Origin of the sequence: Fibrella forsythiae, assembly GCF_017353175.1 — a bacterium.
Classification (GTDB): Bacteria; Bacteroidota; Bacteroidia; order Cytophagales; family Spirosomataceae; genus Fibrella; species Fibrella forsythiae.
In genome coordinates this window covers 16,537-30,463 of sequence record NZ_JAFMYW010000004.1, presented here as the reverse complement: position 1 = coordinate 30,463, position 13,927 = coordinate 16,537, and the positions used below count along the sequence as shown (strand labels likewise).

General features: G+C 51.7%; 11 protein-coding genes. 6 read left to right on the top strand and 5 right to left on the bottom strand.

From position 1 onward, the window contains the following. Window positions 1-54: 54 nt before the first annotated feature. Both J2I46_RS14295 and J2I46_RS14290 read right to left on the bottom strand, forming a co-directional pair. Window positions 55-2,328 (bottom strand): VWD domain-containing protein, encoded by a 2,274-nt coding sequence (locus J2I46_RS14295; protein ID WP_207329728.1) that lies wholly within the window; start codon window positions 2,326-2,328, stop codon window positions 55-57. Window positions 2,329-2,680: 352 nt separating this feature from the next. Continuing rightward, window positions 2,681-3,844, bottom strand: coding sequence for a pyridoxal phosphate-dependent aminotransferase (locus J2I46_RS14290; RefSeq protein ID WP_207329727.1), 1,164 nt, complete (start codon window positions 3,842-3,844; stop codon window positions 2,681-2,683). A 394-nt stretch (window positions 3,845-4,238) separates the two neighbouring features. Here J2I46_RS14290 and J2I46_RS14285 point away from each other — a divergent pair, with 394 nt between their 5' ends. Continuing rightward, a complete protein-coding gene (locus J2I46_RS14285; protein ID WP_207329726.1) occupies window positions 4,239-4,715 on the top strand; it encodes a GNAT family N-acetyltransferase in 477 nt (158 codons plus the stop codon). Between the two features lie 59 nt (window positions 4,716-4,774). On the opposite strand, the gene J2I46_RS14280 is transcribed toward J2I46_RS14285, so the two are convergent. After that, window positions 4,775-5,620, bottom strand: a complete 846-nt coding sequence (locus J2I46_RS14280) for a sugar phosphate isomerase/epimerase family protein (protein WP_207329725.1) — start codon at window positions 5,618-5,620, stop codon at window positions 4,775-4,777. Window positions 5,621-5,860: 240 nt separating this feature from the next. On the opposite strand from J2I46_RS14280, the gene J2I46_RS14275 reads away from it, so the two are divergent. The 4 genes from J2I46_RS14275 to J2I46_RS14260 all read left to right on the top strand — a co-directional run bounded on the left by J2I46_RS14275 (window position 5,861) and on the right by J2I46_RS14260 (window position 8,256). Next, entirely contained in the window at window positions 5,861-6,037 is a 177-nt protein-coding gene (locus tag J2I46_RS14275) for a DUF1059 domain-containing protein (protein WP_207329724.1), read from the top strand. A 95-nt stretch (window positions 6,038-6,132) separates the two neighbouring features. Continuing rightward, window positions 6,133-6,975, top strand: a complete 843-nt coding sequence (locus tag J2I46_RS14270; RefSeq protein ID WP_207329723.1) for a helix-turn-helix domain-containing protein — start codon at window positions 6,133-6,135, stop codon at window positions 6,973-6,975. 78 nt (window positions 6,976-7,053) lie between these two features. Further along, the gene (locus J2I46_RS14265; RefSeq protein ID WP_207329722.1) at window positions 7,054-7,671 is read left to right on the top strand and encodes a hypothetical protein; all 618 of its coding nucleotides are present in this window, start codon (window positions 7,054-7,056) and stop codon (window positions 7,669-7,671) included. Window positions 7,672-7,674: 3 nt separating this feature from the next. Beyond that, window positions 7,675-8,256: a hypothetical protein gene (locus J2I46_RS14260; RefSeq protein WP_207329721.1), complete on the top strand. Its 582-nt coding sequence runs from the start codon at window positions 7,675-7,677 to the stop codon at window positions 8,254-8,256. 5 nt (window positions 8,257-8,261) lie between these two features. Here J2I46_RS14260 and J2I46_RS14255 read toward each other — a convergent pair whose 3' ends face one another. Both J2I46_RS14255 and J2I46_RS14250 read right to left on the bottom strand, forming a co-directional pair. After that, window positions 8,262-9,950, bottom strand: coding sequence for a complex I subunit 4 family protein (locus J2I46_RS14255; RefSeq protein WP_207329720.1), 1,689 nt, complete (start codon window positions 9,948-9,950; stop codon window positions 8,262-8,264). A 16-nt stretch (window positions 9,951-9,966) separates the two neighbouring features. Then, entirely contained in the window at window positions 9,967-11,784 is a 1,818-nt protein-coding gene (locus tag J2I46_RS14250; RefSeq protein WP_207330129.1) for an NADH-quinone oxidoreductase subunit 5 family protein, read from the bottom strand. Window positions 11,785-12,025: 241 nt separating this feature from the next. Here J2I46_RS14250 and J2I46_RS14245 point away from each other — a divergent pair, with 241 nt between their 5' ends. Further along, a complete protein-coding gene (locus tag J2I46_RS14245) occupies window positions 12,026-13,849 on the top strand; it encodes a family 43 glycosylhydrolase (protein WP_207329719.1) in 1,824 nt (607 codons plus the stop codon). The last annotated feature ends 78 nt before the right edge of the window (window positions 13,850-13,927 follow it).

Here is a 13,927-nt window from a genome sequence, read left to right as displayed (position 1 = left end):
TACGTTACCAGACGCCTGTTTAGTTGGCGCATAACGTACCCAGCCATCACCCGACTACAGCGGTTTATAGGCCCACCGGTGAATCACATGATTTTGGTAACCCCCTGCCGTTGCGGCTGATATGCCCAGATACACACCCGAAGAATAAGCGCCAATTATGTTTTGAATATTAATGTTATCGGCCGTCAAATAGGGGTTTGTCTCTCCATCTACAAACACGTCGAGCTTGTAGGTAGTTGATGTTTTCTTTACGTACCGTATAACAGCCTTATGGACTTTCCCATCTACCAGGTTGGCAATTGGCCGGGTTTGAGGTTTTATCAGGGTAGTGGCATCAGCTACAGAATTAGGATTGACACCCTGCGTATTTAGCCAGATGTCTGCATCGGGCGAATCCTGGCCAGCATTTGTATACGTGTCAAATTCAATTGCCAGGCTGCGAGGCAACCCGTTGTAGCCTAGCCCCTGGCCAGAAGACGGTGGTACCAGCCTGCTGTTGTAATCCTGGATGATGAACGCAATACCATCAGCACCAAGCTCTCCTTTGGCGTCTACTATACCGCCTGGTTCTGTAAAGGCAAAGTCAATATTGACTTCAAAACCAGTCGTTATATCGATTTTATATTTCTGGTATACGGCGGCGGCTCCCTGTGGTTTTGTTATGTAAAGTAGCCCATTCTCAATTGTCGGACTACCTCCGTGTGGCGTCAGATTTAATTCCTCGAATGAAGTGAATTTGTTGATCTCAAAACTGGTTAACCGTAATTTGCTCTCTTCTGCACCCAACGCACTGATGAAATACCGATCGGAGCCAGATAGAGCGACATCCATGACACAGGACGAAAAATAAGGCTCGTCTGTAATGCCATTGACACGACATACATTTTCTGCCCAGGTTCGTAAAGTTGCATCAATGTCTGCATTCAGTTTAGGGTAATCTGTTTTCGAATAATCGGCTGTTTTTTTACCGGTCGGATATTCGAAGTATGAATTGGTATCACTTATTCTCCAGCTATTGGCAAAAGCTGGATACATGTCGGCGAATATGAATGGGTTAACAATTTTTCCATCCTGGGTTTGTACATCATTTGCAGTATTACCATCAAAATTGCCCAATAACCCCTTAACTTTTCCCTTTCTGGTTTCATTCAATGTTACCCGGTAGTCAAGAAAGCCCTGTCCAAGATTTTGTATATTAACTCGGATAATGTCATTGGCAGCCGATTGAACAGTGAAGAAATTATTAGACAGTGTTGCACTTCCCTGCTTGAGCGCGAATTCACGCTGGCCGTTTAGAGTGAACGTGAATTTTTGTTTGTTGATATAAACTTCGTTAGGAAACAAACAGATAATATCACTACCCGTATTTATAGCTAAAGCCGTATTCATTGTCACTTTTCCATTTCGATACGGCTCAATTTCCTGTTGGCGCGCCTGGATTTCAAAGGCGTCTGTAGTTGACTTCACGGCTATAAACTCTCCATATCCCTGAAAATCATAATAAAAACCATCCATAGTAGTTAAATGGGGCTCTCCATACGACCCACCGGTCGGTGACGGTGATACGTTCTGCGAATTGCCTCCTGTATTCGATGTAGGCGAGTTCTGAAGATCATCGTATACATCTCCGGCGCTTTTATTGTCGTCAGGATTCATCGCTTTTCCTACTTCATCAGCGATATAATCCCATAATTTACCGGTAGCCTTGGCCAGATCCTTGATTGATTTTACACATTTTGCACTGGTACCTCCAAAGCAGCCTTTGACCTGGTTTACTGCACCTTTAACAATATCAAGAATTATTTTATCTGGATTAGTAGTTTGCGCATAAGCTGGGGTCGAAAATAAACCCAATAAAACGTCGTCAAAAAAGCTGTCTGATTTTAGCTTTTGTAGCGCCAGGTCTATCTGCCCTACTTTTAACATACTCAACAACTGTTGTTGCGGTATAGCACTACTTGTTGCGTAGCCGTTTGTGAGCTTCAGTTTCTCCTCGAAAAAGGCAACAATATCTTTGTCGCTCAACTCATTTCCTTTCTGATCTATTTCAAAAAAGATAGAGTTTATCGTATTGTCAAGTTCAGTTCCGTAACTCTGGCTGAACTTAATGCAACGCCCTGTTAAACTGGATTTTTTGGTTGATCCATTTACGTCAGTAGATAAACTAACCAGAATAATTCGTGCCTGATTTGTCTGATTATGCCCATTGATGACTAATGTAGTAGTTGAACTAGTTGGCTGTGGCGAAGAATTATCTGTCTCTTTATTGCAACCTAACAGGAAACAAAAAATGAGGATAAGACTAATTTTTCCTGCGTACTTTTTCATGATTGTGTTAATTTAAGAGAGTGGATGGGAACAAATTACTGGCACTGATTTAAGTCAAACATGTCTTCCTGTTCCGAATACATGTAGCTGTTTTGGATAAAAAAATACTTAGCTACTATTTATCGGCAGACTATTGCTCTATTGATGAGGATTAATCTGGTTGAAACAATTACAAAAATGACTTACCAATCTATCATGTAATCATACTTTATTAGGTCAGCTAGTCCAACTGAATTGAGTAAGCGGTGGTAATAGCGATAACTGGCTACTGCTGGAAAGGAAGGAGCAAAAAAATAGCCGCTCTCAGTGTGAACTGGGAGCGGCTATTTGGGAAGTAACGTACCTGGAGTAATCAGCCCACTACTTTCTTGAAGCTATCGACGAACATGCCCATTTCTTCCATCGTGCCGATACTCACGCGGCAGAATGGTTGGCCGTCGATGTCGCGGGTTTGGATGCCGATGCCCTGCGCGAACATTTGCTCGCTGAAGGCTTTGCTCTTCATCCGGATCGGGAACAGCATGAAGTTGGCGTACGACGGAATAACTTCATAGCCCATGTCGGTCAGCGCTTTCACCGTGAAGTCACGGGCTTTGGCGTTTTCGGCGCGGCAATGGTCCTGCCAGGCCATGTCCTGATAACTAGCGGTACCGGCCATCAGCGTGGTGATGCTCACGTCATGCTCAGCGCCGATGTACTGGTGCATCGATTCCAGCATGGCAGGTTGCGCGATGGCGTAACCAAGGCGCAGACCGGCAAAACCGTGAATCTTTGAGAATGTGCGGGCCTGGATGATATTTAAGCCCTCGGCAACCAGTTTCCCAAGCATAGGCCGGTCGGCTGGGGTCAGGAAATCGATGTAGGCTTCGTCGATGAAGACGGGCACTTTTGGAGCCACGGCGCGGCAGAACGTTTCCAGTTCAGCCGGCGACAGGATAGTGCCGGTCGGGTTATTCGGGTTCACGATATACACCAGTTTCACGTCGGGCGTGATGGCGGCCTGAATAGCGGGCAGATCAAACTTGTACTCTTTGGTGAGCGGTAGCGATTTCACCGTAGCGCCAAAGAGCGTCGACTTTTTCAGCAAGTCTTCATACGTAGGTCGGCAGGTCAGGATGGTACCTCCGCCTTTAGCGAAGTGTTCCGCCGCTGCCAGCAGCATATCCGACGAGCCGGGCGACATCAGAATGTGCTCGGGTTTAACGCCTTCCTTATCAGCAATCAGTTTCTTCAACGGGCCAAACTCCGACCAGGCGTAGCGGTTGCCTGAACTGGCCGAGTCAATGATTGCCTTTTTTGCGCTGGGTGCAATGCCCAGCGGGTTTTCGTTCGCCAGTAACCGAGCCCGTAGTTTGGCGGTGCCTGGCGGCATGACCATATGCTCTTTCGTGAAGGCGTTGGTAGTCAATGCAGGGGCCTGGGGAACTGCTGCCTGCGCTGTATTCCAGCGATTTAAACCGAGGCTGGCGGTAAACAGGCTGCTGGCCTTGAGCCAGTTGCGGCGTGATAAACTCATTGATTTAGTTTGTTAGGTTGTAGAAGTAGAACTGGTATGGTATCTCAATACATTGTATGAAATAGTATTGGGTATGATCAAATTTTCAAACTATAATTCTTATTTCAAACAGTTTATACAAATAATGTTTTGTTCGATTGGTATAATGCAAAATAGTATTTGATTGAACCAATTTTGGCCCTTTTTGTGCGGTTGTACGCCGGAACCGGGCTGCGTAATAAGTTCGTTTCCAGACCAGTACTGGCTACCATAACGGGCGTGCCTGTCTTATAGGCTGGTCTGGGTGGCCCGGTGAGTAAAGCGAAGTCTGGTAATTCGCAGGCGCGCCGATTGCGTATGTATAGAGAAATTTCCTACTTGCGTGCTTACCTCACCGGGAAAACTTCACACCCCTATGGACTCTGTTACGATTGTACCGTTTTCACCCCAGCATCAGGCTGCGTTCAAACAGATTAACGTCGAGTGGATCAGCGACATGTTCACAGTTGAGCCACACGATCTGGAGCAGCTCGATCATCCTGAAATCCATATTCTGCCCAATGGCGGCGAGGTATTGCTGGCTCAACATGGCGATGCTATCGTAGGTACGGTTGCTATCATTCGCACCGGCCCCGATGAATTTGAACTGGCCAAGATGGGCATGAAGAAAGAAGCCCGTGGCCTGGGTATTGGTCGGCTACTATGCCAGGCCGCCGTTGACTATGCCCGGAAGATGGAGGCGAAACGGCTGTGGCTTGAGTCGAACAAGAAAGCCGACGTAGCCGTAAAACTCTACGAAAGCATCGGCTTCGTGCATATCCCGCTTCGCGACAGCCCCTACGCCCGCGCCAATGTGCACATGGAACTGCTCTTCGACACGTTGACGACATAGAAAAAGCCCGGAATCATCTGAAGCAGACGATGCCGGGCTTTTTCTATGAACGCCATCGGTTATAAGCTTTTCAGGTACGTTAAACTCTGCGGCACCTGCTGCTCGGCGGCTTTGCTCTCATCTTCAATATACAGATGAGCTATCGACGATTTATTCACGGCTTTAAGCACGGCAGGCCAGTCGATCTGGCCGGTTCCCAGCACTACCGATTGCTCATTGGCCATGCTACCTTTGGCACTCTTGGGCACACCTTTCTCAACATCTTTGAGGTGAATAAGCCGGAACCGCTTGGGGTATTTTGTAAGCAGAGCAGCCGGGTCCTGGCCGGGCAAATACGTCCAGGTAACGTCCATTTCGTAGCCAACGTACCTGGGGTCGGTATTCGTGACGAGGTAGTCGAACAGGGTGCCATTTTCATAGGGCACAAACTCGAAACCGTGATTATGGTAACAGAACATAATGCCCTGCTCATGAGCCTGTTTTCCGAACCGATTGAAGACTTCTGCCGCTTTCTGCATCATCTCGAGCGTTGCGTCGGTTCGGTGTGGGATGGACCCGATCCGAACGTACTTGGCGCCCAGTGCTTTCGCATTTCGCAGAATTGAATCCGGTTTGTTGGCAATGGCATCGTAGCTCACACCATAACTGCTGCACGTTAGTCCGCGCTGATCGAGCAGGGCTCTGAGCTCGGGAGCGGTTTTCCCGAACAGGCCCGAAAACTCAATGTCAGTAATGCCCCAGGCTTTCACTTTATCCAGCGTGCCGGGAACATCCTTCCCGAAACTGTCGCGGAGGGTGTACGATACCATGCCCGGCATTTTCTTAACAAGTTTACCAAACGACTGGGCGTGGCTGGTCAGGCTACCTGCCATTAATAAAAATAGAAAGGGAATTGTGCGTTTCATAGAGCTAAAAAAAGGCGTAAAATCGGGCAGATTTCAGGTTGATATGACTTGATAACGCGCCTATAAGGAACGCGTCCTGTGATTTCTACTTGACAGGCCCGTTCCGGCCTGCGCTGATAGATTGTATGCTGGTTCAGGGAATTTGTCAGGGCAGGTACCAGTCAATCAAAAGTTGAAAGCAAGTATGTTGAAATCAGATAACTTACTGATTAATAGCTACTACTAAAACATTGATGCGTCATGAAGACATTACACTGCAAAGATGCCGGATTTGATTGTGAGGCCGTTGTACGAGCCAATACTGACGAGGAGGTGCTGGCACAGGCTGCCGAACACGCTCAGCAAGTTCATGGCGTAACGGTCAGCCCGGAAATGGCTGCTGGTCTGAAAGGCCTCATCCACGACGAAGTAAGCTAAAACCAAGGGCCTTCAAGTCCTGTTTGCCCTGTACTGACTGGCCTCTGGTATGGCGACTCTCATCACCAGAGGCCAGTGTCTTTCCCAAAGCACGTATGGTTTTCTTTCGCGAATACGCCCCCCACGTTGCTCTACAGTCGTTCGTGCGTCATTACTGGATCATCCATGTCCAGCTTGATCCGAAAATCCCGAAAAACCAGTTACCTGTAAAACCCTATCCGCCCACTACCGAACAGTGCCTGTATTTTTATCCGTTCGATCTGCCCAGTAGCACGAAAACAGGTAATGCAACTCCCGAAAATGCAGCACCGGGTATTATCGTAGGTCAGCCGCTTACCCGGATGAACATTACGATCAACCCAAACTATCTGATGCTAAAAGTCAGTTTTCAGCCGGGAGGGTTGTTTCGTTTGCTTGGTGTTCCTATGAACCTGCTTGTCGATGGACACGCCGATCTGGAAGCAGTTACGGGCAAAGCAGTGCAGGAAGTATATGAACGTTTGCCCGACGCAACCAACTACGCGGCCATGATCCGGCTTGTTGAAGCGTTCCTGTTACGACAAGCGGCTCAATGTCGACAGGCAGAATTACCGATCGACCTTGTTGCCCGGCAAATGCTCCAGCCATCGGTTTATCACCAGCTCGACCAGTTAGCCCACGATGCCTGTTTGAGCACACGCCAGTTTGAGCGTAAATTTCGCGAGCGGCTGGGCGTCAGCCCCAAACTATTCACCCGAATTGCCCGCTTCCGGAATGCCTACAAACTCCGTGAACTGGACCCGAACCGCTCCTGGATCGACATTGCCTATGACTGCCATTACTACGACCCCAATCACCTGATTAAAGACTTTCAGCAGTTTGCGGGGACCAACCCCAGCCAGTTATTCAACGAAGAGTTGGCGCATCGGCATTTCTTCTCCCGCTCGCTGTCGCGCTGAACCCTTGCTGAAGTTGTCGTTTTTTTACTATGTTCTTCAGGCGCTCCTTGCCCAGTTTTGCCCATCAATCGTACAACTATGGAACAGACGAGCAAGTATCTCCGCCGGGCGTCATTCGCTTATGTATTGGCTGGAACAGGTCTTTTGGCTTTCGGTTTTCAGTTTTGGTTTTTGGGTGCAGTCGAAACCAAAGCGCAAGGCCGTTTGCTGGCCCCTTTCATTTTCCTGGCCGACGATCCCTTTATTCCAACAGAACAGGGGGGCTGGATAGGCCTTATTTCCAAGGCGAGTATGTTCGTGGGCGCCTTTTCGCTCTGGAAAATCGGCGAACCCACTGGTTTGGGTAAAAAGCGGTCCCTGTTATTCATACCGATGGCTGGCGCAGTCGCTTATGTACTGGGTCAATGGCTGCCGTTGCCTTTTGCGCCAATGGGTGCTTTCCTGAACGGAATTGGCATGTTGCTGGTTGGCATTGCCAGTTTGAGAGCCAGCATCTGGACGGGCTGGAAACGCTACGCGCCCCTCATCGTGGGTAGTTTTCCATTTGTTTTCATGTTTCCCATACTATTCATTTCAGGGGCAAGACCGGCGGAATTGATAGGTATCTGGGGCTTTCCGTGGCTGTTGCTTGGGTTAGCAGCCTGGCAAAGGGCACAGGAAGTTAGCAGCAAACTACCAACAACGAAACCCCTTTAATCTATGGAAGACCCAATTCAACTTGTTTCGGTTATTGATGAACCAACAGCGAAAAGCAACGTCATGACCAGCGCCCGAACGGTGTTTCTGCTCCTGCTGCTTATTGTTACCGGACTGTATGCGGGAATCCATTTCTCAGGTATGCTGAACCCGTCAATTTTTGGCATTATCAATCCGGCGGGCGACCTTATGCCATCGGTGCGATGGGCCGAATCCTGGCAGATTACGGATAGATTTATGGGGGCGCGTATGCGAATTTTCGGCCCGTTTATCATGGCCTCTTACGTCCTGACGATTGGGCTGTTTATTGGGCAGTGGAGAAAGCCGATTTTATGGCTGCTGGTTTCAGCTCTCGCTCTTTTCTTTTATGATCTGTATTTCACCATTCAGCACCAGGTGCCAATCAACCAGTACATTCAAACGCTGCATTTTGACCACCTTTCCAGCGATCAAATCAGGAAAATCAAGTTGATTCACCCAATCGTGATTGCCAATTTTCAGAAACGCGAATTGCTGTCCATTGGCAGTTTCATCCTCGTTGCCTTAACGCCTTTTTTGAGACGTACCAACTCGAAAGGGATTTGATACCGTCACTCCACGGCAAACGCCAGCAACCAACGCGCTACCGTCGAGTTTGTCAGGTCGAAGATCAGGTTAGGAAACAGCCCAATACTCAGCGCTATTAATGCCAGTGGAATCAGCATGAGCCGTTCGCGGGCCGTCAGGTCGGCGAGCGGCTCAACGTCTGTCTGGTTGGCCAGCGTGCTCTGCGAACGTACCCAGGTTGTTCCGAAAAACATCCGTTGCAGGGTCCAGAGGAAATAGGCGGCGGCCAGAATGATGCCAAGGGTCGATACGGCCGTGATCCAGCCGGGGAGATACACCGACTGGTAGCTGCCCATCAGCGTAAACAGTTCACCAATGAAGCCCGGGAAACCGGGGAGCCCCAGTGAAGCGAAAAAGGCAATGGCCGTGAGCGTGGCATACTGCGGCATGGGTGTCATCAGGCCCCGGTACGAGTCGATGCGGCGGTCGTGGGTGCGGTCATAGAGTACGCCCGTCAGCAGGAAGAGCATGGCCGACAAAATACCGTGGCTCACCATCTGGTACACGGCCCCATTGATGCCTTCGGCGGTGATCGACGCTACACCGAGCAGCACGAAACCCATGTGCGAGACCGACGAATAGGCGATCATTTTCTTTAAATCATACTGCGCCAGGGCGTTCAGGCCACCGTAAACAATGGTCAACGTACCCAGCCCGGCCAGCGTCGTGGCATATTCGGCTCCAGCGTCGGGGAATAGGCCCCAGGCCACCCGGATGAAGCCGTACCCCCCAATTTTCAACAGCACACCTGCCAGCACTACCGATACCGGCGTGGGGGCTTCTACGTGAGCATCGGGCAGCCAGGTGTGGAACGGTACAATGGGCAACTTGATAGCAAAGCCGAGGAAAACGGCCCAGAACGCCAGCATCCGGCTGGGCATACCGCCAATCAGGACTTCGCCCGCGCCACTCAGGAATGAACCCGGCAGGTAGTTACCGCCATCGGCCATATACCGCCAGTCGAACGTGTGCACGATGAGCGAGGGGTTGAGCTGACCGTTTGCCAGTTGTGCCTGAAGCAATTGCCGGACATCGGCCGTGAAATCACCGGCCAGTTCAATCAGGCCGGCATTGATGGCCGTGCTGACGGGGTCCATCACCGACAGGTACAGGCTGATCATGACCAGTAAAATCAGTACCGAGCCAGCGAGCGTGTAGAGGAAAAACTTAATGGAAGCATATTCCCGCCGGGGCCCGCCCCACAGCCCGATGAGGAAATACATGGGCAGGAGCATGAATTCGAAAAAGAGGAAGAACAGAAAAAAATCGAGTGCCAGGAAGCAACCCATGATGGTTCCGGTCAGCAGCAGGTAGAGCGAAAAATACGCTTTGGTGCGCTGCGTTATGGTCCAGGAAGAGACGACCCCCACCAGCATCACCACCGCCGACAGTATAACGAGCGGCAGGCTGATACCGTCAACGCCAACCAGGTAATCGATCGAGGCAACGCCCAGGCTACCCAGGGGCAGGGTAATCCAGTCGGCCTGTTCGAGTAACTGATAATCGGGGTTGCCAGGTACGTATTGCCAATAAGCCAGGGCACTTAGCAGGACCTCAATTACCGTAACAGCCAGGGCAATTCCGCGAAAGAGGGCAGGGCGTTCGCCCGGCACCAACGCGACCACTAAGGCCCCAACGAGGGGAATGAAAATAAGGAGCGAAAGTAGGTTCAAAACGGTGTAACGGTTATCAAAGCAGTAGCCAAAGTACTAAAATCACGACGGCCAGCGCTGTGGCGATGTATGTCTGTATTCGCCCGCCCTGCACGGAACGGGTTAATTGACCAACCCCCATGGCAACTTTACCGGCTCCGTTTACCAGTCCATCAACTCCGAAGCGGTCAAGGAATCGGATCAGGTGGGCCAGCATAACGGTGCCAAGGCCAATACCGTCAACTACGCCATCGACTACCCGCCGGTCGGTGCGGGTCACAAGCGAGGCCAGCCAGAGGGTAGGTCCGGTTATAATTCGTTGGTAAGCCTGGTCGAGGTAGCCGTACTGCTGCGAAGCCTGCGCCAGCTGACTGTCTGCGGCTGGTTCGCGTAGCCGGAAGCCCAGCCAGCCACCAAGACCAACCAGCACAATCGATACCGGTGCCAGCCAGACCGGTCCGCCTTCGGGCAGCGTTTGGCCAATAGCCTGTACCACCCAGCTAGAATGCGCCGACAGTGGATTCAGCGAAAACCAGAAGCCGACCGACAGGATTGTGAGCAGCCAGACCGGCCCGCGCATTAGCCAGTCGGGTTCGTGGGGGCTGAGTACGGTAGTATTCGTTGGCTGGCCAAAAAAGATCAGCCGGACTTGGCGGGCCATGTACACGGCCGTAAGCCCAGACGACAGGAGCAGCGTAATGGGGACTACCCGGGCCAGCCAGCCGCGTTCGTCGGCCCAACCGAATGCACCGCCAAGTATGGCTTCTTTCGACAGAAAACCAGACAGAAGCGGAACGCCCGCCAGTGCCGCCGCGCAGATCAGGTACGTTAGGTACGTATGGGGCAGGGCTTTCCGGAGGCCACCCATCTGGTGCATATCCTGCGTGTGAACGGCGTGAATGACGCTGCCCGCCGCCAGGAAAAGACCCGCTTTGAAGAAAGCGTGCGTGAGCAGGTGAAAGAGGGCACCACCCACATTGCCGGTGCCCATTGCCGCCACCATCAGGCCCAGTTGTGAGATCGTTGAAAAAGCCAGCACGCGTTTAATATCAGACTGGAACAGGGCTGAAAAGCCAGCCCAAACCGTGGTCAACGTACCTACCAGCGTAATAGTCAGCAGGGCATCGGGCGAGAGCATCGGGTGAATGCGGGCCAGCAGAAAAATACCGGCGGCTACCATCGTGGCAGCGTGGAGCAGCGCGGAGACAGGCGTTGGCCCTTCCATGGCGTCAGGCAACCAGGTCAGCAGCGGAAACTGCGCCGATTTGGCCACGCAACCCATAAACAGGCAGACACCCGCAATGGTCGGTAGCGGCGCGGTGCCGAAGTCAAACGAGCCGGTGTTCAGGTACGTCATCAGAATGCCCAGCAGGAAAGCGGCATCGCCAATGCGGTTCATCAGAAATGCTTTTTTGGCGGCAGCCGCCGCAGCCGGGCGGTCGTACCAGAATCCGATCAGGAGCAGTGATGCCAGCCCGACCAGTTCCCAGAAAGCGTATAAAATCACCAGATTGCCGGCCAGTATAATACCGAGCATGGCCCCGACAAACAATTGTAAATAAGCAAAATACCGACCCTTGCGGGCGTCGTCGTGCATGTAGCTGAGTGAATAAAGCTGCACCAGCAGGGCAACACCATGCACTAGCACAAGCATCATTTTGCCGATGGCGTCGAGCCTAAATTCGAGCCTAACCGTTAGCTGCTGGAAATGAATCCAGTCGGTTGACCAAATCTGGGTGTGGGGAGGTGTGGGCAGGGCATAGAGACTAATACCCAGTCCCAGCAAGGTGGTGCAAACGGCGACCCAACCTGCTAAAGAGCGGTTACCCGACCCAAACAGTAGCCCGAACGCCATAAATGGCAGGCCCAGCAGGGCGGTCAGCAACTGAATAGGGAGTGTGTGGAGCACAGTAGGCAACAGATCAGTAAAAGTTGGGTGCAAATATCCGGCCCGTGGCGGCGGGAAGCAAACGGAGTTATGACGGATGTGATTGGGTGTTCAACTTACTTCTATTCGATCATGTCGCATTTAGGGGTACCCTCGAAGTAAAGCCAAAACCGTAACGCCTTTTACGGGCAAACCCCACCTGAATCGCATGCGTATCCTTATCCTCCTCTTTCTGCTACAAGTCTGCCTGGCTCCCGGTATGGCCCAGCCCCGACAGCAACGTACCTACTGCAACCCGATGGACATCAGCTATCGGTATAACTTCGAGCAGTTGAACGAGAAGATTTCGTACCGGTCTGGCGCTGATCCGGTCATTATCAATCACAAAAAAGAATACTACCTTTTCGTAACTATTCAGGGTGGCTGGTGGCATTCCAAAGACCTCATCAACTGGAACTACATTGTGCCTGATAAGTGGCCGATGGAAGATATGTGTGCCCCGGCAGCGCTGTCGGTGCGCGATACACTCTACCTGTTCCAAAGCACGTTTGAGCAGCGGCCCATATTCTATTCGACCGAACCGGAAAAAGGCAAACTCAAATTCCTGAACCGCTGGTTGCCGCGCCTCCCGAAAGATATCGGCCCCTGGGACCCGGCGCTCTTCCACGACGACGATACCGACAAGTGGTATATGTACTGGGGCTCCTCGAACGTGTATCCGATTTTTGGGGCCGAACTCGATAAAAGCCGTAACCTGACTTATGCGGGGAATAACCCGGCCGAAGCGTACAAGGCTATGTTCTGGCTCGACCCGTACAAACACGGCTGGGAACGTTTCGGTCCCAACCATTCAGACCCGTTCAAGCCGTTTACCGAAGGTGCCTGGATGACCAAACACAACGGAACCTACTACCTGCAATATGGCGCGCCAGGCACCGAATATAATGTCTACGGCAACGGAACCTACGTGGGCAAAAGTCCACTGGGGCCGTGGGAGTACGCGCCCTATAATCCAGTGGCCTATAAGCCGGGTGGATTTGCCACGGGCTGCGGGCATGGCAACACCTTCCAGGACAACTTCGGCAACTACTGGAATACCGGTACCTCCTGGATTGGCTACAACTGGGGCATGGAACGCCGCATTGTGATGAACCCGGCCGGTTTCGATAAAGACGGGCAGATGTATGCCAACACCCGCTTCGGTGATTATCCGCACTTCCTGCCCACGAAACCCCTGCAAAACCGCGACGAACTGTTTACGGGCTGGATGTTGCTCAATTATAAAAAAACAGTGGTTGCTTCCTCAACGTTAGCCGTAGCACCGACTGACACAGTGAACGCGGAGCGCGTTGCCGATGAAAATCCGCGCACGTTCTGGGTGGCCGGGAAAAACCGACCGGGCGAAACGCTCACTACTGATTTGGGGGCTGTACGCGATATTCGGGCCGTACAGGTCGACTACATCGATTACAAACAAACCATTTTCGACTCGGATTCGACGGTCTACACGCAGTTCAAAATTCTGACCTCTACCGATGGGAAGACATTCGATGTGGTGGCTGACCTGACAAAAGAGCCCAAGAAAGACCATGCCTGTGCCTACGTAGAGATTCCTGCCCGCGCCGATGGTAAACCGGTGCGCGCCAGGTACGTTCGCTACGAGCACGTGTATGTGGCCGGACCAACGCTGGCTATCAACGCGTTCCGAGTGTTTGGTAACGGGTCGGGGAAGGTGCCTGCCACACCAGTCATGACCGCCACGCGCCAGAAAGACCAGCGAAACGCCGATCTGACCTGGACGAACGCCGCAACGGATGTTGTACCTGGCCGGTCCGGCGATCCGGCCACGGGCTATAATATCCGCTGGGGCATTGCCCCCGATAAACTGTATCAGACCTACCAGTTCTGGAGCGATCAGCCCAACAAGTTCGAACTACGGGCGCTGAATGTGGGCGTGCCCTACTATTTTGCCATCGAGGCCTTCAACGAAAACGGCGTATCAGGTTTAAGTAACGTGGTGGGTGTGAAGTAGGGGCGCAATACTCTTTAAGCTAACTCTTGCTGTAGGTTGTTTTCGCACGACTCGCGAAGCCTGTTCATGTGAAAGCAA

Bases quoted from the DNA above. Each gene is read 5' to 3' on its own strand.
- J2I46_RS14295 (WP_207329728.1), bottom strand. From the start codon at position 2,328: ATGAAAAAGTACGCAGGAAAAATTAGTCTTATCCTCATTTTTTGTTTC.
- J2I46_RS14290 (WP_207329727.1), bottom strand. From the start codon at position 3,844: ATGAGTTTATCACGCCGCAACTGGCTCAAGGCCAGCAGCCTGTTTACC.
- J2I46_RS14285 (WP_207329726.1), top strand. From the start codon at position 4,239: ATGGACTCTGTTACGATTGTACCGTTTTCACCCCAGCATCAGGCTGCG.
- J2I46_RS14280 (WP_207329725.1), bottom strand. From the start codon at position 5,620: ATGAAACGCACAATTCCCTTTCTATTTTTATTAATGGCAGGTAGCCTG.
- J2I46_RS14275 (WP_207329724.1), top strand. From the start codon at position 5,861: ATGAAGACATTACACTGCAAAGATGCCGGATTTGATTGTGAGGCCGTT.
- J2I46_RS14270 (WP_207329723.1), top strand. From the start codon at position 6,133: ATGGTTTTCTTTCGCGAATACGCCCCCCACGTTGCTCTACAGTCGTTC.
- J2I46_RS14265 (WP_207329722.1), top strand. From the start codon at position 7,054: ATGGAACAGACGAGCAAGTATCTCCGCCGGGCGTCATTCGCTTATGTA.
- J2I46_RS14260 (WP_207329721.1), top strand. From the start codon at position 7,675: ATGGAAGACCCAATTCAACTTGTTTCGGTTATTGATGAACCAACAGCG.
- J2I46_RS14250 (WP_207330129.1), bottom strand. From the start codon at position 11,784: ATGGCGTTCGGGCTACTGTTTGGGTCGGGTAACCGCTCTTTAGCAGGT.
- J2I46_RS14245 (WP_207329719.1), top strand. From the start codon at position 12,026: ATGCGTATCCTTATCCTCCTCTTTCTGCTACAAGTCTGCCTGGCTCCC.